19 protein-coding genes and 1 riboswitch are annotated in these 20,611 nt (G+C 65.3%); of the genes, 15 read left to right on the plus strand and 4 right to left on the minus strand.

Features of this window, described 5'->3' with window-relative positions; genetic code table 11:
- Window positions 1-38 precede the first annotated feature (38 nt).
- Both ACZYTC_RS17870 and ACZYTC_RS17875 read right to left on the minus strand, forming a co-directional pair.
- The gene (locus ACZYTC_RS17870; RefSeq protein ID WP_441774325.1) at window positions 39-1,067 is read right to left on the minus strand and encodes a flavin-nucleotide-binding protein; all 1,029 of its coding nucleotides are present in this window, start codon (window positions 1,065-1,067) and stop codon (window positions 39-41) included.
- Window positions 1,068-1,096: 29 nt separating this feature from the next.
- Window positions 1,097-1,708, minus strand: coding sequence for a glutathione S-transferase family protein (locus tag ACZYTC_RS17875; protein ID WP_488990217.1), 612 nt, complete (start codon window positions 1,706-1,708; stop codon window positions 1,097-1,099).
- Window positions 1,709-1,832: 124 nt separating this feature from the next.
- Here ACZYTC_RS17875 and ACZYTC_RS17880 point away from each other — a divergent pair, with 124 nt between their 5' ends.
- The 4 genes from ACZYTC_RS17880 to crcB all read left to right on the plus strand — a co-directional run bounded on the left by ACZYTC_RS17880 (window position 1,833) and on the right by crcB (window position 5,284).
- On the plus strand, window positions 1,833-2,756 hold the full coding sequence (locus tag ACZYTC_RS17880) for a LysR family transcriptional regulator (protein ID WP_488990218.1): 924 nt from the start codon (window positions 1,833-1,835) through the stop codon (window positions 2,754-2,756).
- 95 nt (window positions 2,757-2,851) lie between these two features.
- Window positions 2,852-4,441 carry an ABC-F family ATP-binding cassette domain-containing protein gene (locus ACZYTC_RS17885; protein WP_488990219.1) on the plus strand — a complete coding sequence of 530 codons (1,590 nt, stop codon included), beginning with the start codon at window positions 2,852-2,854 and terminating at the stop codon, window positions 4,439-4,441.
- A 30-nt stretch (window positions 4,442-4,471) separates the two neighbouring features.
- A riboswitch (Fluoride riboswitch) is annotated at window positions 4,472-4,531 on the plus strand.
- Window positions 4,532-4,606: 75 nt separating this feature from the next.
- Window positions 4,607-4,729, plus strand: coding sequence for a hypothetical protein (locus ACZYTC_RS17890; protein WP_434959148.1), 123 nt, complete (start codon window positions 4,607-4,609; stop codon window positions 4,727-4,729).
- 117 nt (window positions 4,730-4,846) lie between these two features.
- Window positions 4,847-5,284 (plus strand): fluoride efflux transporter CrcB, encoded by a 438-nt coding sequence (gene crcB, locus ACZYTC_RS17895; RefSeq protein WP_488990220.1) that lies wholly within the window; start codon window positions 4,847-4,849, stop codon window positions 5,282-5,284.
- 57 nt (window positions 5,285-5,341) lie between these two features.
- Here crcB and ACZYTC_RS17900 read toward each other — a convergent pair whose 3' ends face one another.
- Window positions 5,342-6,514: an ROK family protein gene (locus ACZYTC_RS17900; protein WP_434959146.1), complete on the minus strand. Its 1,173-nt coding sequence runs from the start codon at window positions 6,512-6,514 to the stop codon at window positions 5,342-5,344.
- 406 nt (window positions 6,515-6,920) lie between these two features.
- On the opposite strand from ACZYTC_RS17900, the gene ACZYTC_RS17905 reads away from it, so the two are divergent.
- The 10 genes from ACZYTC_RS17905 to ACZYTC_RS17950 all read left to right on the plus strand — a co-directional run bounded on the left by ACZYTC_RS17905 (window position 6,921) and on the right by ACZYTC_RS17950 (window position 18,502).
- Window positions 6,921-7,997, plus strand: a complete 1,077-nt coding sequence (locus ACZYTC_RS17905; protein WP_488990221.1) for a Gfo/Idh/MocA family protein — start codon at window positions 6,921-6,923, stop codon at window positions 7,995-7,997.
- Window positions 7,997-8,827, plus strand: coding sequence for a sugar phosphate isomerase/epimerase family protein (locus ACZYTC_RS17910; protein WP_488990222.1), 831 nt, complete (start codon window positions 7,997-7,999; stop codon window positions 8,825-8,827). The genes ACZYTC_RS17905 and ACZYTC_RS17910 overlap by 1 nt, the downstream gene beginning before the upstream one ends.
- A gap of 198 nt (window positions 8,828-9,025) precedes the next feature.
- Window positions 9,026-9,829 carry an alpha/beta fold hydrolase gene (locus ACZYTC_RS17915; RefSeq protein ID WP_488990223.1) on the plus strand — a complete coding sequence of 268 codons (804 nt, stop codon included), beginning with the start codon at window positions 9,026-9,028 and terminating at the stop codon, window positions 9,827-9,829.
- Window positions 9,826-10,530, plus strand: a complete 705-nt coding sequence (locus tag ACZYTC_RS17920; protein WP_488990224.1) for a ribulose-phosphate 3-epimerase — start codon at window positions 9,826-9,828, stop codon at window positions 10,528-10,530. The genes ACZYTC_RS17915 and ACZYTC_RS17920 overlap by 4 nt, the downstream gene beginning before the upstream one ends.
- 2 nt (window positions 10,531-10,532) lie before the next feature.
- Window positions 10,533-11,480, plus strand: coding sequence for an ROK family protein (locus ACZYTC_RS17925; protein ID WP_488990225.1), 948 nt, complete (start codon window positions 10,533-10,535; stop codon window positions 11,478-11,480).
- A gap of 202 nt (window positions 11,481-11,682) precedes the next feature.
- Window positions 11,683-12,801, plus strand: coding sequence for a patatin-like phospholipase family protein (locus ACZYTC_RS17930; protein ID WP_441774334.1), 1,119 nt, complete (start codon window positions 11,683-11,685; stop codon window positions 12,799-12,801).
- Between the two features lie 4 nt (window positions 12,802-12,805).
- Window positions 12,806-15,256: a caspase family protein gene (locus ACZYTC_RS17935; RefSeq protein WP_488990226.1), complete on the plus strand. Its 2,451-nt coding sequence runs from the start codon at window positions 12,806-12,808 to the stop codon at window positions 15,254-15,256.
- 10 nt (window positions 15,257-15,266) lie between these two features.
- Window positions 15,267-16,346 carry a ComEC/Rec2 family competence protein gene (locus ACZYTC_RS17940; protein WP_488990227.1) on the plus strand — a complete coding sequence of 360 codons (1,080 nt, stop codon included), beginning with the start codon at window positions 15,267-15,269 and terminating at the stop codon, window positions 16,344-16,346.
- A 194-nt stretch (window positions 16,347-16,540) separates the two neighbouring features.
- A complete protein-coding gene (locus tag ACZYTC_RS17945; protein ID WP_488990228.1) occupies window positions 16,541-17,521 on the plus strand; it encodes an aldo/keto reductase in 981 nt (326 codons plus the stop codon).
- Between the two features lie 153 nt (window positions 17,522-17,674).
- Window positions 17,675-18,502, plus strand: a complete 828-nt coding sequence (locus ACZYTC_RS17950; protein ID WP_488990229.1) for an aldo/keto reductase — start codon at window positions 17,675-17,677, stop codon at window positions 18,500-18,502.
- A gap of 108 nt (window positions 18,503-18,610) precedes the next feature.
- Here ACZYTC_RS17950 and ACZYTC_RS17955 read toward each other — a convergent pair whose 3' ends face one another.
- Window positions 18,611-19,930 (minus strand): LLM class flavin-dependent oxidoreductase, encoded by a 1,320-nt coding sequence (locus ACZYTC_RS17955; RefSeq protein WP_488990230.1) that lies wholly within the window; start codon window positions 19,928-19,930, stop codon window positions 18,611-18,613.
- A gap of 209 nt (window positions 19,931-20,139) precedes the next feature.
- On the opposite strand from ACZYTC_RS17955, the gene ACZYTC_RS17960 reads away from it, so the two are divergent.
- Window positions 20,140-20,490, plus strand: a complete 351-nt coding sequence (locus ACZYTC_RS17960) for a GFA family protein (protein WP_434959134.1) — start codon at window positions 20,140-20,142, stop codon at window positions 20,488-20,490.
- Window positions 20,491-20,611: the final 121 nt, after the last annotated feature.

The following is a 20,611-nucleotide window of genomic DNA, read 5'->3' on the forward strand; positions in this document are numbered from 1 at the left end:
CGCACTTTTTCTCTAACTCCCTGTTCCGCCGCGTTTTCTCAATCGAAAAGTCTATCAACTTTTCTGGAAGACGCTTTAGTTTTCAGCAAGGCGCGCGCCTCGTCCCAATTCCCCGTCGCCAGCGAATGCGGCGAGGCGCCATCTTCGGGCGAGAGCCAGCGCAGTGGCAGGGCACCCGGCCGCAGCACGATCTGCTTTGGCCTAAAGCGCAGCAATTGCTGGGCGCCTTCGAAGGCCGCGATCTCCGGTCCCTCCAGGATCACCTCGCCGTCTCCCGTGAGCTGAAGCAGGTCTCCCGTCTCGAAATCGACGAAGGTGAATCCGCAGCGCGGATCCACCAGGATATTGCCCAGCGTATTGAAAAACAGGTTGCCGGCGAAATCCGGCATCAGCAGGCTGCCATCGGCCTGCACTGCCACGAAGCCGGGCCTGCCGCCGCGGTGGGAGACATCGACCTGCCGATGCCCGTTCGCACGCTCGACCGAGGAGGCGATGAAGAGTGTCTCCGCCTCGGCGATCAGGGTAGCCGCCCGGCCCTCGAGGCGGTCGAGGATCTGGACCGGTATCGTGGAAGCGGTGGCCGGATCGCGTGTGAAGTTGAAGTCGCGCAAGCGAATATAGCGCGGACAATTGCCGAAGCTCTCCCCGACAACCACCTCGAAGCTAGCCGGATCGCTGCGACGCACCGTGCCGTTCAGCCGGTTGCGACGCCTGGTGTGCAGTTCGATGCCGAGCAGGCCGATCGCAGCACCATCCTCCAGGCCTGAGGCCGCAGGGTCGGCGGGATCAACCGCAGCCGCGACATGCAGCGTGTGAGGCTCGGGAGAATTGAGAAAGCCCGGCTGGCCGGCGAGGATCGTTGCCCAAATATCGCCGGCGCGATCGGCAGTGCCGACGACGATGAAGGGAAGCAGCGGGTAGAAATCACGATGCTGCTCGATCAGATAGTCACGCAGTACGCGTCGGCCCACCGCATCCATGCGCTCGGCCGCTCCCGCCCGCTGCTGCAGGGCGAGTTCGCCTTCGTGCCACGGCGAATCCGTCGCAACAGGCACATTGCCATCCATGACATTTGCCCTCCGATAGGATGAAAGCTCTAGGCCGCCAGCCCGACCGCCGTCTTCTGGAACGGCACGAAGCCCGGCAGGGCCTCGACCCGTTGCAACCAGGCGCCAATCTGCGCATAGGAAGACAGATCTACATTCCCCTCCGGTGCGGAGGCGATATAGCTGTAGAGCGCCACATCGGCAGCGGTCGGGCGATCGAGAACGATCCAGTCGTGCCCGATCAATTCCTGGTCAATCAGCTTGAGAATGGCGTGAGCCGCCGCCAATGTCTGCTCGACATCGTATTTGGCACCGAAAACCGTGATCAGGCGAGCGGCCGCGGGGCCCATGCGAAGCTGGCCGGCTGCGACCGAGAACCAGCGCTGCACGGCGGCCGCAGCGATCGGTTGGGTCGGCAGCCAGTTCTCCAGGCCGAGCTTGCGGGCGACATAGACGATGATGGCGAGCGAATCGGGCACGATCACGCCGCCATCGTCGAGAACCGGCACCTGGCCCAGCGTATTGAGCTTGAGGAAATCCGGCGTCTTGTGCTGGCCGGTCTTGAGGTCCACGTCGACCAGTTCATGCGGCACGCCCACCAGCGACAAAAACAGGTGAGCGCGATGGGAGTGACCCGACAGGGGAAAATGATAGAGCTTCATGGATGATCTCCTCGCCGATACCGGCACTGTCGGAGGATCTTCATCATTTCGATGCAGATAGAGAATATTGATTGATTGAAAGGCATCATTCCAGATACTGGAATAATTGGAATTTGGGGGCATCATGGATCGCTGGCAGGCCATGCGGGTCTTCGTGAAGGTGGCCGAGAGCGGCGGTTTCGCCGAGGCCGCCCGCCGTTTGTTCATGAGCCCGCCCGCGGTCACCCGGGCCGTCGCCTTTCTCGAAGATGCCATTGGCGCCCAGTTGCTGGTGCGCACCACCCGATCGCTCAAGCTCACCGAAACGGGCGAGCGCTATCTGCATGACTGCCAGCGCATCCTGGCCGATCTCGCCGACGCCGAGGCGGCCGCCGCCGGTTCCTATACCACGCCGACGGGCACGCTGATCGTCACCGCGCCCGTGATGTTCGGTCAGCTCCATATCCTGCCCGTGGTGATGGACTATCTCGGCCAGCATCCGGTCGTGAGTGCGCAAACCCTATTCCTCGACCGCATCACCAACCTTGTGGAGGAGGGCATGGATGTCGCCATCCGCATCAGCCACTTGCCGGATTCGGAGCTGACGGCGATCCGGGTCGGCAGCATGCGGCGGGTGGTCTGCGCCTCTCCCACCTATCTCGCCGAACATGGCGAGCCGCGCAGTCCCGCCGACCTTGCCGGCCACAGCGTCATCGCCAGGATCGGCGCCTGGCCGCGGCTGGAATGGCGCTTCGGCCGTGACGAGAAGACCCATGTCGGCATCCAGCCACGGCTGATGTGCAATCTCAACGAATCGGGGATCTCGGCGGCCATCTCCGGCTGGGGGCTGGTGCGCGTCTTTGCTTACCAGGTCGACACGGCCCTGCGCGAAGGCACGCTCCGCACCGTGCTCACGGAATTCGAGGAGGCACCGGTGCCTGTACATATCGTCCATGCCGGTGGCCGGGCTCCCTCCGCCAAGGTGCGCTCCTTCGTCGATTTCGCCGTGGAACGCCTGCGGGCAAACCCGATCTTCGGAGACCTTGCGCAAAGCCGCCTGTCTTCCTAGATTGGCGCGGTATCGTTTCAACCGAAAGTTCGCAGCAATGGATCTGAACCTGAACGCAACGCCGCTTTGCCTTGTGTCAGGGATCATCCATTCTCATGCCTTCTTCGATCACGCTTTCCAATCTCTCCTGGTCCACGCCTGACGGGCGCGCGCTGCTCTCTGGGCTCGATCTGAGCTTCGGCCCCGAACGTGCCGGCCTCGTCGGCCGCAACGGTGTCGGCAAGACGACCCTGCTCAAGCTGATAGCGGGGGAGCTCCCGCCCCGCTCCGGCCACGTCATCGTGCATGGCAGCCTGGGACGGCTACGCCAGGCCGTCCAGCTCGGGCCGGACGAGACCATCGCCGACCGGTTCGGTGTAACGCAAGCGCTCGCCTTGCTTGCCCGGGCGGAAGTCGGCCTTGCCTCCGCCGAAGATCTCGTCACCGCCGACTGGACCCTGGAGGCCCGTCTCGCCACGGCCTTCGCCCGGGTCGGCTTGCCTGTGGATACCGACACGCCGCTGACGACATTGTCGGGTGGGCAGCGCACCCGGGTTGGCCTGGCGGCGCTAGTCTTCGCCGAGCCGGACTTCCTGCTGCTGGACGAGCCGACCAACAGTCTCGACCGCGAGGGCCGGAAGGCCGTCATCGACCTCCTCGCCGGCTGGCGCGGCGGCGCGGTGGTGGTCAGCCACGACCGCGAATTGCTCGAGGCCATGGATGCCATCGTCGAGCTGACCTCGCTCGGCGCCAGCGTCTATGGCGGCAATTGGAGCCAATACCGGGCACGCAAGACCCTGGAACTGGCGGCCGCCCGCCATGATGTGGGCGAGGCCGAGAAGCGGCTTGATGAAGCCGAGCGCAAGGCTCAGATCGCCGCAGAACGCAAAGCGCGTAAGGACAGCGCAGGCCGCAAGGCACGAGCCAGGGGCGACGCGCCCCTGCTGCTGCTCGACGCGAAGAAGGAGCGCAGCGAAAAGAGTGGAGGCGCGGGAGCCCGTCTGGCCGAACGGCAGCAGCGAGCGGCCAGCGATACGCTCGCCAAGGCACGCAAGCGTCTTGAAATCCTGCAACCCTTGTCGGTGAAGCTCGCGTCCACGGGCCTGCCCGCCGACAAGGTGGTCCTGCGCCTCGATGCACTGCGTTTTGGCTACGAGCCGCTTCGACCGGTCCTGGACGGCCTCTCCTTCACCCTCGCCGGACCGCAGCGCGTCGCCCTGACCGGCGCGAATGGCAGCGGCAAGACGACGTTGCTCGGCCTGATCACCGGGCGACTGCAACCCCAGGCCGGCCATGTCTGGGTCCTGCCCGGCTTCGCGCTGCTCGACCAGGAGGTGAGCCTGCTCGAGCCGAGGGAGACGATCCGCGACAATTTCAAGCGCCTCAACCCGCAATCGGACGAGAATGCCTGCCGTTCCGCCCTGGCCCGTTTCATGTTCCGGGCAGACGCGGCCCTGCAGAGTGTCGGCAGCCTCAGCGGCGGCCAGATGCTGCGGGCCGGGCTCGCCTGCGTTCTGGGCGGAGAAAGGCCGCCGCCATTGCTGATCCTGGACGAACCCACCAACCATCTCGACATCGAGGCTATCGAGGCGGTGGAGGCGGGACTGCGCGCCTATGATGGCGCCCTGCTGGTGGTCAGCCACGACGAGAGCTTCCTCGACGCCATCGACATCTCGCACAGGCTGGAGCTGTTGCCGGCGACTTGACCCCGCTGCAACCCTGGCCGTAATGTGGGCTATCGCTATGGGGATGGAGTCCCCCCAAACCGCCGCAAGGCTGATGACTCCTACCAGGTGCTTCGCGCCGGTAGGAGGTCGTCCCCGTCTCCCGCTTTCATCGAAGTGCCGCTGCAATCTCTCTGGAGGTATGCCATGCGCCCTTCGCGACCGGGACGGCCGATATCCTTTCTCCTGCTTCGTATCTGGCTCATGCTGGCCCTTCTCGGCCTGATCGGGCTTGCCATCGCCTGGCGTCTGGGGCTGATTCCTCCATGAGCCTTAAAGCACTGCCGGGATTTCGGATTGGTGGGGGCTTGAGCCCTGCCTATCCTGACTGGACAACCCATTCGCAGCCGCGGCCTTCATCTCTTCCCACTTGTCTTCGGAGCATCCATGTCACCCGTGCTCGCCAACACCGTCATGATCGCCATCGGCGGAGCCATCGGCTCCGTGGGGCGCTATTGGATCGGCTTGTGGATGGCGCCCTATAGCGAAAACCTGCCCTGGGCGACCATCCTCATCAACATCGCCGGCTCCTTTGCCATCACCTTCTTCGGCACGCTGACCCTTGCCAATGGCCGCGCACCCCTGCCGGATCTGTGGCGGCTGTTCTTCATGGTCGGCATCTGCGGCGGCTTCACCACCTTCTCGTCCTTCAGCCTGCAGACCTTCGAACTCCTGCACATGAACATGCCCCTGCGCGCCCTGATCAATGTCGGTGTGTCCGTGGTGCTCTGCGTCGCCGCCTCGGCGCTCGGCTTCTATGGCGCGGCGGCGATCAACGGCACGCAGCAGGTGGCACAGGTGCAGGTCGACGAGGAGGCGTCCTGACCTCGGATCTCACGCCAGGTGTCATTGCCAACGCCCCTTGGCCAACGAGTCCTGGCATCAATTGCCGATCTCGATGTTGGAGACGTCGAAATCCTGATGGTGGGCAATGGTGGCGGCGCCGATGGCGCATTCCATCTCGCCCAGGGTCGAAAGACGGATCTGCGGCTTCGTCATCCCCGGCACGATGCCGGCACCGACGGCTTGCGACAGCCGGTCGAGGCGGGCGGCGAGCACAGGACGCATGGCGCCACCGAGTACGATCGTCGATGGATTGAAGATGTTGGCGAGCGAGGTCAGACCGATGATGAGGTGGCTGGCGAGTTCGTCCATGGCCGCGCCGGCGCCGCTGTCGCCGGCATGGGCGGCGGCCGCCACCATCGCCGGCAAGGCGGAAAGAGAATCGACGCCGAAGCCCTGCCCCGGCCGATAGAAGCGATCGAGCGCAGCGATGTTGACGAAGCTCTCCAGGCAGCCCTGCTGCCCGCAGGAGCAGCGCGGCCCCGCTTCGCGGATGCGGATATGGCCGAACTCGTTGCCGGTGCCCTCAGCCCCACGGACGAGGCGCCCGTTGACGATGGCCGCCCCGCCGCACCCGGCTCCGAGCTTGAGATAGACGATGGCATCGGCCTGCAGCCCGGGCTGGGTATAGACTTCCCCGAAGGCGGCGGCATGGGCATTGTTCTCGACGAAAACAGGCGCACTAAGCGCCTTCTCGGCCAATGCCTTCAGATTGAGGTCCTTCCAGCCCAGCATGGGCAGATGCACGACATAGCCGTCCGAACGCACCAGGCCGGGCACGGTGATGCCAATCGAGCGCAGCGGCTGCGTCAGGCCGCGGGCATAAGTGGCGATGGCATCAACAGCCGCGTCCGGGCCGACAGGATGAGCCAGGCGCGCCGTGCGGCTGTCGACCACCCCGAGCGCCAGATCGATCAGGGCAAAGCGCACCACACCGACGCCGATCTCGGCCCCGAGAAAGTAGCCACCGCTCGGATTGAGGGCGATGTCGACGCCCGGCCGGCCGACATCCCGGCGCGCGCTCTCCTCACGGGAGGCCCGCCGCTCGACCAGGAGGGAGCTGGCCGTGAGGTTCTCGACCAGGTTGGTGATGGTAGCGGGGGTCAGGCCGAGGCGGCGGGCAAGTTCGGCCCGGGGCATCGCCCCCTGCAGGCGCAATTGGGTGAGGATGCGCCGCTCGTTCACATAACGCGCGAAGGTCTGGTCAGCCATGATGTCGCCTCTGCCCGAATCTCTGGAATGGCTTTGCGATTCGGCCGAATCACCTGGATACACAAAGACGCACCGATACAGACAGTTAGAGCAAAAAGAGGATATTCGCTGAAACACGCCTTGTCCCAAGGCCGTCGAGTTAAGCGTCTTCGAGTTTGCACGGCCTTTATCACTGCCGGGCTTGACCCTGCGATCCCGGGAAGAGGCGTCTTCCCAGCTTCGCTCCCGGTTATTTGAGCGGCTTCTGGATCTGCAGCGAACAACTCATCCGGTGGGGGCAAACCCGGCTATGACAAATCGGAGCGCTTTCTACCTCAAGTCAACGGCAATGATAGCAGCAAAGGCCTTGCACATCCTATTTGTTTAGATAATAAATAAATTATAGAAACCCCGCAGGAATCCCGCCATGCCGAAGAAGGAAGATCGCCGCCTCAAGGTCGGTGTGCTGGGCTGCGGCCCGATCGCGCAGGCCGCGCATTTCGAAAGCTGCACCAAGGCGCGCAATGCCGATCTCTACGCCATCTGCGACATCGCGCCTGACCTGCTGGAGCGCATGTCCTGGACACACAAGCCCGAGAAGACCTTTTCGGACTACGCCGCCATGCTGGCCGATCCCGAGCTCGATGCGGTTATCGTGGCGACCTCGGACGCCTTCCACGTGCCGGCCTCGATCGCCGCTCTGGAAGCGGGCAAGCACGTGCTCAGCGAAAAGCCCGTCGGCATCGGCATCGAGGAAGTGGAGACCTTGCGCACCGCCGTGGCAGCCAGCGGCAAGGTGCTGCAAGTCGGCCATATGAAGCGCTTCGATGCCGGGCTCGAAGCTGCCAAGGCCTTCATCGACACGGAAATGGGTGAGATGCTGGCTCTGAAGGCCTGGTATTGCGATTCAACCCATCGTTACCCGATGACGGATGCCGTGCAGCCGCTGATCGTCACCAGCAAGCAGGCGCGCAGGCCGGCCGGCGATCCCAAGGCCAACCTCCAGCGCTATTACATGCTTGCCCATGGCAGCCATCTCGTCGACACCGCCCGCTATTTCGGCGGGGAGATCGTCGAGGTCGAGGCCCGCTTCTCCGAGCGCTTCGGCGCGCGCTGCTGGTTCGTCGACCTCGCTTTCGCCAATGGCACGCTCGGCCATCTCGACCTCACCGTGGCCGTGCGCATGGACTGGCACGAGGGCTTCCAGATCTATGGCGAGCACGGCAGCGTGCTCGGCAAGACCTATAACCCCTGGTACTACAAGAGCAGCGACGTCGACATCTTCCGCGAAAAGGATGGCGCCACCACGCGCGTCCTCGGCGCGGATGGCCATTTCTACCGTCGCCAGCTCGAGGGCTTCGCCGACGTCATCCTCAAGGGAGCGCCGATGCGCGGCGCCGACATCCAGGATGGCGTCGCTTCGGTACGGGCGATGATCGCCATCGCCCAATCCGTCCGTGAAAGCCGCGCCGTGCGGCTCGATGACGTCAAGGGAGAGTTGTGATGCGGCTCGGCATCTTTGCCAAGACCTTCCCCGGCAGCGAACCGGGAACGGTGATGGCGGCCGCCCGCGCGGCAGGCTACGGCGCGGCGCAATACAACATGGCCTGTTCGGGCCTGCCCTCAATGCCGGCAGCCATCCCCGACGGCGTCGCCGAGGCGGTGCGTGCTGCTGCCCTCGACCAGAATCTCGACGTCGCGGCCGTCTCCGCCACCTACAACATGATCCACCCCGATCCGGCGCTGCGCTGGCGCGGCCATGACAGCCTTGAAATCATCGCCGGCGCGGCCCACGCCATGGGCGCCCGCCTCCTGACGCTCTGCACCGGCACGCGCGATCCGGACGACCAGTGGCGCGGCCATCCCGACAACGCCTCGCCGGAAGCCTGGCGCGACCTCGCCGCCAGCCTGGAGACGGCACTCGACATCGCCGAACGACACGATGTCGATCTCGGCATCGAGCCGGAATTGGCCAATGTCATCGATTCGGCCGCCAAGGCCCGAGTGATCATCGACGAGATGGCCAGCCCCCGGCTGAAGATCATCCTCGACCCGGCCAATCTCTTCGAGGTCGCTTCGCTCGCCGACCAGCAGCGCCTGGTCTCCGAAGCCATCGACCTCCTGGCCGACCGCATCGTCATGGCCCATGCCAAGGACAGGGATGCCGCCGGCGGTTTCACCACGGCCGGCAAGGGCGTGCTCGACTACGACCATTATCTCGCTGGACTGGCTCGGATCGGCTTCGGCGGCCCTTTGGTCACCCACGGACTTGCTGCCGGGGAGGCGGCAGAAGTCGCCGCATTCCTCGGCCGGAAGCTGGCGGAGGTAGCATGACAACAAGCGCCGAACACCGCGCGAGATCTCCTTCTCCCCTTGCGCGACTAGGCACTTCCCATGGAAATGCCTCGGGTCCCGGCAAGCGGATGAGGGGTCTCGCCCTGCTCGGCCAGCGTAGCGACCCCCCTCATCCGGCACTTCGTGCCACCTTCTCCCGTAAGGGGAGAAGGAAAGCCGCACCGCGGAGCAGCTGACATGAGCGTCTTCCCGTGCCATGGCCTCAGCCTCGCCGTGCATGATCGCGGCAGCGGCCTTCCGGTGGTCTTCCAGCACGGCCTGTGCGGGGATGCCGGCCAACCGGCCGAAGTCTTTCCCTTCGATCTGCCGGCCCGCTGCCTCACGCTCGAATGCCGCGGCCATGGCGGCTCCGAGGCCGGCGACAGCGAGTGTTTTTCGCTTCAGACCTTCGCCGACGACCTGGCGAGCTGGCTCGACAATCTCGCGCTCGGCCCCGTCGTCCTCGGGGGCATTTCGATGGGCGCGGCAATCGCGCTGCGTCTTGCCATTGTCAGGCCGGACCTGGTGCGGGCGCTGGTGCTGGCGCGCCCAGCCTGGATTGCCGAAGCGGGTCCCGCCAACATGGAGCCCAATGCCCTGGTCGGCGCGCTGCTCGCCGGTTATGGCCCCGCGGAAGCGCGGGCCCGGTTCGAGGCTTCCGGTACGGCGCGCGATCTTGCCGCCGCTGCTCCGGACAATCTCGCCTCGCTGCGCGGCTTCTTCTCGCGGGAGCCCCAAGCCGTCACCGCGGCGCTGCTCGCCCGCATTTCGGCCGACGGCCCCGGCGTCTCCCGCGCCGATATCGCTGCCCTGAGGATTCCGGCGCTCCTCATCGGCACCGAGGCCGACGCCATCCACCCTCTCGGCCATGCCGAGACACTCGCCGCCCTCATTCCCGGCGCCCGGCTCGCCCGCATCACCCCCAAGGCGCTGGACAAGCCGCGCTACGTCCAGGATTTCCGCGCTGCTCTGGCACAATTCCTATCGGAGAACCCCGCATGAAACCCGCTTCCGGCTGGCTCCAGGCCCTGCCCGCCGACCGCCTGCTCGCCGAATTTTCGCTGTGGTCCGCCAATCTCGGCCGTCTCGCCGACGATATCGCCCGGGTCGAGCCGCATGTCGACATCTTCCATGTCGATGTCGCCGACGGCCATTTCTCGCCGGCACTGCTCTATTTTCCGGACCTGACTGCGGCCGTACGCAAGGTGACCGCCAAGCCCATTCACGTCCATCTGATGACGACGGACGATATCCTTCTCGACCAGATCGACCAGTTCGCCGAAGCCGGCGCCGACCTGATCAGCATCCATGCCGAGAACGCCAATGCCGATGCCGCCCTCGCCCGCATCCGCGATCTCGGCCTTGCCACCGGCATGGTGCTGCAGCTCCACACGCCGGTGGCGGCGGCGGAGCCCTTCCTCGACCGCCTGGACATGCTGACCCTGCTCGGCACCCTGATCGGCATCAAGGGCGTTGGCCTCGACGATTCGGCCCTGGCGCGCCTGCGCGAAGCCCGCAAGCTGATCGCCCAGAAGGCCAGGCACCGCATCATCCTCGCCTCCGATGGTGGCAATCGCGAGCACACCGTGCCCAATCTGCGTCTTGCCGGCGCCGAGACCATCGTGATGGGGTCGCTGGCCTTCGGCGCACCGGATCTGGCCGCCCGCATCGCCTGGGTCCACGGCCTGCAGCGGGAGCCCTGACCGTGTATCGGCGCGCCATCGGCATCGACCTTGGCGGCACGCAGGTGCGCGCCGCCCTCGTTGATGATACCGGCACCGTGCTGCGGCGCGCCGCCACCCGCACGGATGTAGCCGGCGGTCCGGCCGCCGTGATGGCGCAATTCCGCAGCCTCATCGAAGAAGTGACTGACGACGAGAGCCTCGCCTCGCTCTCCGGTGTCGGCGTCTGCGCCCCCGGGCCGCTCGACAGCCTCACCGGCACCTTCATCCATGTCCCGACCTTGCCCGGCTGGGAAGATTTTCCCCTGCGCGACCAGCTTGCCGCCACCCTGGGCCGGCCGGTGGTGGTGGAAGGCGATGCCATCGCCGCCTGCTACGGCGAGTGGCGCTTCGGCGCCGGCCGCGGGCTCGACCACCTCCTCTATGTCACCGTCTCCACCGGCATCGGCGGCGGCGTGGTCAGCGACGGCCGCCTGCTGCATGGCAGGCGTGGCATGACGGCCCATGTCGGCCATTTCCGCCTGGCCAAGGATGGCCCGCGCTGCAGTTGCGGCGCCGTCGGCTGCTTCGAGGCCTTCGCGGCCGGTACGGCGCTCGATCGGCGGGCACGCGAGGCGGCTGTCGCCCATCCCGGCAGCCTGCTCGCCCGCGTGCCGGCACCGGCCGCCGGCAGCGTGGTCGAGGCCGCCCGCCAGGGCGATGCGACCGCCCTCGCGCTCCTCGACGAGGAAGCCGCTTTTCTCGGCGAGGGCTTCGCCAGCCTCATCCATCTCTACAGCCCCGAAAAAGTGGTGATGGGCGGCGGCGTCGCGCATGGCTTCGACCTGATGACGGAGAAGATCCACCAGATCATCCGGACCACCGCCTTGCCCTCCTTCCGCGACGTGCCGGTGGTGAAGGCCGCCCTCGGCGACAATGCCGGCCTGGTCGGCGCGGCCGCACTGGTGATGTTCGACGAACGGGCGCGTTGATCATTCGCCTGCCTTGACGCTGGAAGAATACTGCCCCCGCATAGACAGTGCCCCTTTCTGGGAGCGCCAGCAGGATGCTCGCGCTCCCAGAAAGCACCTCAGAACTTTCCGTGTAGCTCGGCGTCTTCGGAACCAGGAATAACGCCCGACTCACGCCTCCAGTCGAACACTTCGCCCGCAGATCCGGCATGGGGGATTGGCGATGGCACAGGACGGCGGAATCGAAGACCGCACGGTGGACCGCAATACGCCGGCGCTGGCCCTGTCGGGCGGCGGCTTTCGCGCCACGCTCTATCATTGTGGCGCCCTGATCCGGCTCAACCAGCTTGGCCTGCTCGCCAGGATCAGCCGCATCTCCAGCGTGTCGGGCGGCTCGATCACCTCGGGCATGCTGGCGGCCGCCTGGAAGCAGCTGAAATTCCAGAACGGCATCGCCACCGATCTCGACGCCAAGGTGATCGCACCGCTGCGCGAATTCTGCACCCGCTCGGTCGATACCAAAGCAGTGGGGTTTGGAGCGTTCCTGCCCGGCAAGAGCATCGGGGATGTTCTCGCGGACACCTATGACGATCTCTTCGAGGGCATCAGCCTGCAGGATCTGCCGGACAGCCCGCAATTCGTCTTCAACGCCACCAATCTGCAGACCGGCCGGCTCGTGCGCCTGCAAAAGGTCAGGCTGGCCGATTATGCCGTCGGCATCATCCCCAAACCCGACATCCGGCTGGCGGTGGCCGTCGCCGCCTCGAGCGCCTTTCCGCCCGTGCTTTCGCCGGTGGAGATCAAGGTCGATCCCGCACGCTGGGTGAACGCCACCGGCACGAGCCATTTCGGCGACCCCGACTACAACCGCAGGCTTTCCCTGACCGATGGCGGCGCCTATGACAACCTCGGCCTGGAGACGGTGGACGATTTCGCTACCGTGATCGTCAGCGATGCCGGCGCCCCCTTCGGCACCGAGGAATCCGCTCACGCCTTCTGGCCCCAGCAGGCCCTGCGCGCCCTAGACATCGCCACCGACCAGGCACGTGGCCTGCGCAAGCGCCTGCTCTTCGCCGAAGCCAAGGCGGCCGGGCGCGTGGTCGCCTTCAGCGCCATCGACAGTGTCGCCTCGAAATATCCGGCGCCACAGAAGCTTAAGCCCGATCCCGCGATGGTGACACGGTTGGCCCAAATGCGCACCCGCCTCAATCCCTTCGACGAAGAGGAGCAGAGCCGGCTCATCAATTGGGGCTGGCTGATGATGGACGTTGCCCTGCGCAGCTATGTCACGCCGACCGAGCCGGCACCGACTGCCTATCCCCTGCCCGGCTTCCCGGTCTAGCGCCATGATGCTGCCCGGCGATCATCCTGACAGAGGCTCCGGACTGGTCTACCGCGACGACACGCTGGCGGCCGGTCCCGCCACCCATGCACTGATCATCGGGGTCGGCGCCTACCAGTCGCCGCGTTTCAAGAAGCCGCTGACCTCCACCACCATTTCGGCTCGCGTCCTGGCGGATTGGTTTGTCGGCGAGGCGCCGGGCTTTCGCAACGAGGCTTGCCCGCTCGGCAGCCTCGCCATCCTGCTTTCCGAGCCGGCCACCACGGCGCAGCCCCAGGCGACCTATGCCGACGGGCCGGTGCCGCGCGCGACCTTCGCTCTGGCGCGCGAAGCCGTACGCGCCTGGGTCCGGCGCATCAACAGCCACAAGGACAATCTCGCCATCCTCTATGTCGCGAGCCATGGCGAGAGCCTCCTCTCCCGCACCGCCTTCCTCTTCGAAGATTACGGGATGGACGAACTCGACCGGACCGCCGGCATGTCGGAGGTCGAGCAGTTCATGTCCGCGCTGGAGAACGCCAAGGCTGTCTCCCAGCTTCTGCTGTTCGATTGCTGCCGCTCGGCAACGGACCTCTCTCTGCCCTGGAACGAGCCCTTCGGCAGCAAGCTGATTGCCCTGACCCGTGAGAACAGGGGACATGACGAGCCGAGCAAGCAATGGGTGATCGCCGCCACCGCACTCGGAGAAACCGCAGGAGGGCGCGTCAACAACACCACCTTGTTTGCCGACGCGCTGCTCAGCGCTCTCGGCGGCGTCGCCGGCGACCCGGCCGACGAGGACTGGCCGGTGCGTCCCGGCCCGATGGTGGACAGCATCAGCCGGCTGCTCGAGCTGCACCGCCAGCCGGATGAGAAGCCGCAGACGCCCGGCGGGCGCATCGCCGGTACCTTCGAGATCACCTTCGCCGGCGAGCGGGCGGAAATCCCGGTCTATATCTCGATGGCCCAGCCCGAAAATTGGCCCGAGAGCGATTTCATCGTCACCGCCATACCCGGCGGCGAAACGGCCTTCGAGGGCGCAGTTGGAAGGCCCCCCTTCCAGCTCCTGAAATACCCGGAAGCCACCGCCATCAATGTCTCCGTCCGCCGTTTCGGCGCAGATATCGGGGGGGCCAAGGGCAAGGCCCGGGCACCTGCCGTCTTCCTGGAAGTCAAGCGCAGCGCCACACCGACCACGGCAGTGGTGGAAAAACTCGATCCCGGGCGCAGCTTCGGCCCCGCCGCGCAGCTTCTCATCGGCCTTTCCGGGCCCGTGGCGATCGCTGCCGGTGCCATAGCCGAGATTGTCAGGGCTGATGATCCGAAGAAGAACCCCAAGCAGGTCGTCGTCGCCATCGGCGGCGCCACACCGGTGGATGTCCGGCCTGGCGAGCATGTCGTCACGTTGCGCACGCCCGACGGCCGGGTGGAGGTCCAGAACGTCACGGTGGACAAGGACGAGGTGCTGGAAGTGCGCTTCGCCATGCCGGCTTCGCCGCATGAATGGCTGGGAACGGCGACCGCAACCGGTGCCGTGCCGCCCCCTTCTCCTCCCGCCCCGGCGCCGGGCTTGGAAGGCCTGCGGCCTCGTCCGCCGGCGGATATCAACCTTCAGGCTCCGCCCCATTGGCAGGCCGACTTTCCTCTGCCCGCCCCTCCGGCTGTGATACCGGTGGTCGCCACCATCGCCGGCTATGTCGATTGTGCACTCGGCCTGCATGCCCTTGCCGATCCGCGCCTCACCGCAGCAATAGAGAACGATGACGGACGGTTCGTGCAGCTCGGCCTGGCCGATGCCGAGGCCCACCGCTTCGCGCCCTTCGAAAAGGGCGCCCATGATCGTCCGGTGTTCGTGGCGATCGAGACCGGCCCTCGCCGCGACCTCGCCGTGGTGCCAAGCATTGCAGGGCGGTGGAACCCCTACGTCCTCATCGACAGGCTGGCGCCGCGCGAAAGAAGCGCGGCCACCATCATCGCCGAAAACCCCATCTGGAGCGGCCTGATCGGTTTCCTGGCGGCGCGCGACGTCGAGGCCGGCGGCCGCCTCCTGGCCGGCGGGCTGCAGCAGGCCGTGATCGATGCGATGCAGGACAAGCTCGCCGATCCGATCGCGGCGCTGGCAGCGGCGCTGATTGCCGTTTCGGCCTCCTCGCCGGACCTCGAACGGCGCTGGGATCCCTGGCTCGCCAATCTCGTCAACTGGTTTCCGCTCATCCCCGACGGGCCCATCATTCTCGGCCGCCGTCTGCTGATGCGGGCACGCAGTGCCGGGCAGTTCGAGCAGGCCAAGACCCATCTGCTGGAAGGCTTTTCGCGTGGCGCCCCGCTCTATTCGTTGTCGGCTGACTGGCTGGCCCGCGGGCTCGAAAGCCTGCCGGACGAAAAGGTGCTCGAAGCCCCGCGCCGCACAGCCCGCGCCTTCGCCAACCGCGTCGATTCCGCCCAGGCCTTCACCGTGATCCGCCTCGGCGATTGAGGAGTACGCCATGCCGGTTTTCAAGCTCGCCATGCATCCGGCCTCCGAGGGCGACGCGCTGATGTTGAGTTGGGGCGAGGAGGGCACGCTTCACCGCGCTTTGATCGATCTCGGGCGCACCAAGAATTATCGGGCGCTGAAGCCGCTGCTGCAGGCGATCGGCAGCTTTGAGCTCTTCGCCATCAGTCATATCGATGCCGACCACATCGAAGGAGCGGTGCCACTGTTCGGGGAGACGATGCTTCCCTTCACGGCCTGCAATGTCTGGTTCAACGCCTACGCCCAACTCGTCGACGCCAGGGAGCGGCTCCGCGACTTCGAGACGCTTGGCGTCGACCAGGCCGAGAAAGTTACGATCGGCATCGAGGCCAGCGACTGGCCGTGGAACAGCCAATTCGCTTCCCGCATCGTCTCCACGGGCAGCCCGGAGGCGGCAGCGCCCTTGCCGTTCGCCGGTGGACTGGAACTCACCCTGCTTTCCCCCACGGACCACCAGCTCACCTGGCTGCTGCCAACCTGGGAGAGCGCACTGGCCGAGGCTCATCTGCGCAAGGAAGACATGGATCCGGTAGAGCAGGCCGAGGTCGAAGGGCGCGAGATACTCGGCGGCCTCAATGTCGAGGCGCTGGCTGCGCGCCAATACAGCGGCGACAGCACCAGGCCCAATGGCACCAGCATCGCCTTTATCGCAGAGTTCGACCAAAGGCGCGTGTTGATGGCTGCGGACTCCCACGCCGACGTCATCGAGGCCGCCCTCGAGCGGCTCGGCCATAGCGCGGCCAATCCGTTGAAGCTCGACTGCCTGAAAGTCTCCCATCACGGCAGCAAGGCCAATACCTCGCCGGCGCTGCTCAGCCTGATCGACTGCACCCGTTTTGCCTTCTCGACGGACGGCAGCCGCCATGATCATCCGGATGCGGAAACCATCGCCCGCATCCTCAAGCACGATCCCGAACGCCAGAAGACGCTGATCTTCAATTTTCGTCAGCCCAATACGGAGCAATGGGATGATGAGGAATTGAAGACACGCTGGCATTATGATTGCGTCTTCCCCGCAGCGGGCAAGGAAGGCATCGAGTTCGAGTTGTAAGGTAAAGGGCCATCGCGAACTATCTCACAGCTCCGTGAACGCCGGCGAGCCATCCTGCCTCGCTTGAAGCCTGGACTTCGGACCCCGGCCGATTCACAATCGACCCAATCCATCGAATAGCGGGATTAGTCGGCTCGCGTCGTCTTTCAGATGGCGCCGTGTCCGAAACCATTTTTCAGCAAGGAGTTTCATCCATGGATTACATCAAGCTCGGCTCGACGGGCCTTGAAGTGTCGCGCCTGTGCCTTGGCTGCATGACCTATGGCGTTCCCGATCGCGGCAACCACGCCTGGACCCTGCCCGAGGACCAGAGCCGCCCCCTGATCCGCCAGGCCATCGAGGCCGGCATCAACTTTCTCGACACCGCCAATTCCTATTCGGACGGCACCTCCGAGGAAATCGTCGGCCGAGCCATCAAGGAATTTTCACGGCGCGAGGACATCGTGCTGGCGACCAAGGTCTTCTTCCGCCAGCGTCCCGGCCCCAATGGCGCAGGCCTGTCGCGCCGCGCCATCCTTGCGGAGATCGACAACAGCCTCCGGCGCCTCGGCACGGACTATGTCGATCTCTACCAGATCCATCGCTGGGATGAACAGACCCCGATCGAGGAGACGCTGGAGGCCCTGCATGATGTGGTGAAGGCCGGCAAGGCCCGCTATATCGGAGCCTCCTCCATGCATGCCTGGCAGTTCACCAAGGCGCTCTACATCTCCCGCCTCCATGGCTGGACCGAATTCGTCAGCATGCAGGACCATCTCAACCTGCTCTATCGGGAAGAGGAGCGCGAGATGCTGCCGCTGTGCCGCGACCAGGGCATTGCCGTGCTGCCCTGGAGCCCGCTCGCCCGTGGCCGGCTGACGCGAGACTGGAACGAAAGCAGCGAGCGCCAGGAAAGCGACAATGTCGGCACGGCGCTCTACGACGCCACGCAGGAAGCCGACCGCAAGGTCATCGAGGCGGTGGCCGCCATCGCCAAGGCGCGCGGCGTGCCGCGGGCACAGGTGGCCCTCGCCTGGGTGGCACAGAAAAGCGGCGTGACGACCCCGATCGTCGGCGCCTCCAAACCGCATCACCTGACCGACGCCATCGCGGCTCTGGGCCTGACCCTGACGGCCGAGGAGATCGCGGCGCTCGAAGCCCCCTATGTTCCGCATGGGATCGCCGGTTTTCAGTAGGGCGGAAGGTTGCGCTTCGCCGGTAAGACCATAGATGAAGGACGCAGTCCTGGCGGCTGCATCCCTTCCCTCCGACGATCCGTGCCCTCAGGGATCGGATCGCCGTTTTCCTTCATCGCTTTTTCCTTCAGCAGATTTCAGGAAAGATCCCCCATGAGTCCGACCATCCGTTTCAATGACGGCAAGGAAATCCCGCAGCTCGGCTTCGGCGTCTGGCAGGTGCCGAACGAGGGCGCGAATGCCGCGGTGACGGCGGCGATCGAGGCGGGCTACCGCTCGATCGACACCGCCGCCATCTACGGCAATGAAGAGGGCGTGGGTGATGCGCTCGCCGCCTCCAGCGTTCCCGTCAAGGACATCTATGTCACCACCAAGCTGTGGAACGGCGATCAGGGCTATGACACGGCCCTGCGCGCCTTCGAAGCCAGCCTGAAGAAATTGCGTCTGGAGAAGATCGACCTCTATCTCATCCATTGGCCGGTGCCCTCGCGCGATCTCTATGTCGAGAGCTGGAAGGCCCTGATCAAGCTGCGCGAGGAGGGCCTTGTCGCCTCCATCGGCGTCTCCAATTTCCAGATCGCCCATCTCGAGCGCCTGAAGGCGGAAACCGGCGTGGTCCCGGCGATCAACCAGGTCGAGCTGCATCCGCGCTTCCAGCAGAAGGCGCTACGCGCTTATCACGCCAAGGAAGGCATCGCCACGGAGGCCTGGAGCCCGCTCGGCCAGGGCACGCTGATGAGCGATCCGGCGCTGACGGCCATCGGCAGGAAATACGGCAAGAGCGCCGCCCAGGTGATCCTGCGCTGGCATCTCGACATCGGCAACGTCGTCATCCCCAAATCGGTGACGCCGGCCCGCATCGTCGAGAACTTCCAGGTCTTCGACTTCAAGCTGGCGCCGGAAGACATTGCCGCCATCGAGAAGCTCGACGATGCCAAGGGCAAGATCGGCCCGGATCCCGACAGCTTCTCAATGGTGTAAGGCCAGGCAGGACCTGACGCCACCGGCCCTCTCCACGAAGTGGGGAAGGCTGGTGGCGCCCGCCTTAAAACGGCAATGAAGCCGGTTCACTTCGAGGGAAGCTTCCCCCTACTTGAAGAACTGGTTCTCCGGCCGCGGCAGGCCGAGATTTTCGCGCAGCGTCCGCCCCTCATAGTCGCGCCGGAACAGGCCGCACTCCTGGAGCACCGGCACGACCTTGTTGACGAAATCGTCGAGGCCGCCGGGCAGATAGGGAAACATCACGTTGAAGCCGTCCGAACCTTCGCTATCGAGCCATTCCGCCATTTCATCGGCAATGCTGCCGGGGGTGCCGACGAAGGCCAGGCCGGCATAGCCACCGAGGCGCTGGGCAAGCTGACGCACCGTAAGACCTTCGCTTTCGGCCAACTGCAGCACCCGCTCGCGGCCGCTCTTGCTGGCATTGGTCTCGGGAATGGGGGGCAGCCTGCCATCGGGATCGAAGCCCGAGACATCGTAGCCAAGGGCGATGGAGAGCGAGGCGACGGCGCTGTCGTAATGCACCAGGCTGTCGAGCCTGGCGCGCTTGGCCCTGGCCTCTTCCACGCTGTCGCCGACCACCACGAAGGCGGCCGGCAGGATCTTCATATGGTCCCTGTCGCGGCCGAGCTTTGCCATCCGACCCTTGACGTCGGCGTAGAAGCGACGCCCCTCCGCCAGATTGGGCGGCGCAGTGAACACCGCCTCAGCCGTCTCGGCCGCGAGTTGGCGGCCCGGCTCCGATGAGCCCGCCTGCACGATCACGGGCCAGCCCTGCACCGGGCGGGCGATGTTCAGCGGCCCACGCACGGACAGATGCTCGCCCTTGTGGCCGAGCACATGCAGGCGGGCAGGATCGAAATAGATGCCGCTTTCCGCGTCGCGGCTGAAGGCATCGTCGGCCCAACTGTCCCAGAGCCCGGTCACCACATCGTAGAATTCGCGTGCCCGGTGGTAGCGCTCGTCATGTTCGACATGCTCGTCGAGGCCGAAATTCAGGGCCGCGTCGGGATTGGAGGTGGTGACGATATTCCAGCCTGCCCGGCCGCCGCTGAGATGATCGAGCGAGGCAAAGCGCCGCGCGACATGGTAGGGGGCATCGAAAGTGGTGGAGGCCGTGGCCACCAGGCCGATATGTTCGGTGACGGCGGCTAGCGCCGACAACAGGGTGAAGGGCTCGAACGAGGTCACTGTATGGCTGCGCTTGAGCGCCTCCACCGGCATGTTGAGCACGGCGAGATGATCGGCCATGAAAAAGGCATCGAAGCGGGCGCTTTCGAGCCGCTGGGCCAGGTGCTTGAGATGGGCGAAGTTGAAATTGGCATCGGGCCAGGCGCCGGGATAGCGCCAGGCTCCGGTATGAATGCTTGCCGGGCGCATGAAGGCGCCGAGCCGCAATTGGCGGGCCATGAATATCTCCCATGAAACGGCAAGCCGGGTTCGGGCAACTCGGTCGAGCACTTCACTCAGAATATAGAGTGTGTATGGTTTTGATGTCTGCCAAGGCCTTGCGCGAACAAAAGGAAATAGTCTTCCCCATTGCCCGGACGGGATGCCCGAATCCTTCACCTCGGACTATGCTCGGCACAGCAAAGATATCCATTCCGGGAGGACGAGAAATGAGCTTCGAGGGTAGTTGCCATTGCGGCGCCGTCTCCTTCAAAGCCGAGGCCGACGCGCCGAGCAGCGCGGTGAGCTGCAATTGCTCCTATTGCCGCCGGAAGGGCTCGCTCCTGGCCTTCCTGCCGGTAGAAGCGGTGACCATCTCCGCCGACCCGGCCAGGCTCAGGACCTACCAGTTCAACAAGCACCGTATCGAACATCAGTTCTGCGAGACCTGCGGCACGCAGGCCTTTGCCAGGGCAACACGGCCCGACGGGGTTGCCATGGTGGCGATCAATCTGCGCTGCGTGCCGGCCATCGATCTCGACGCATTGGAGATTCACAAATTCGACGGCGCGAGCAAGTAGGGGGCAGTTGCATTCCGGTTTCGGATTCGAAATTTCGTCATTGCGAACGAAGGGAAGCAATCCAGAGGCCCATAAACGAAGAGCCCGACGGCACTGGATTCCTTCCCTTCATTCGCAATGA

It is taken from the genome of Labrys sp. F242 (assembly GCF_057813875.1).